We start from the raw sequence: 275 nt of genomic DNA on the forward strand, positions 1-275 counted from the left end.
TCCATATCCCGCCTACCGCCGTGACCGTATCCTTCAGCTCACTTCCAATGTAAACCTTGACCTCTTCACCATCACCCGCCGTACCTTCCAGCTTCAATGTGGTATCCGTGGTCTCGCCATTGTCTGCAACAGGAACTTCCTTGGAGTCCGTCACCTTGGTGATGACCGGCGCCACCACAGGTGCCTTCACCGTCACGGTCCAGGTGTTGGAATCCTGCCCGCCTGCGACAGCCTTGATCACGTGCGTAGCCACGCTCAATTCGGTCAGTACGGAC

The 275-nt window shown here is 57.5% G+C and carries 1 protein-coding gene; it reads right to left on the reverse strand.

Going from position 1 to position 275, the window contains the following annotated elements; all coding sequences use genetic code 11:
• Positions 1 to 241, reverse strand: a 241-nt coding sequence (locus BK658_RS29945; RefSeq protein ID WP_221178601.1) for a hypothetical protein, incomplete at its 3' end; no start/stop codon positions are given.
• Positions 242 to 275 lie beyond the last annotated feature (34 nt).

It is taken from the genome of Pseudomonas brassicacearum, from assembly GCF_003732175.1.
GTDB lineage: Bacteria > Pseudomonadota > Gammaproteobacteria > Pseudomonadales > Pseudomonadaceae > Aquipseudomonas > Aquipseudomonas brassicacearum_G.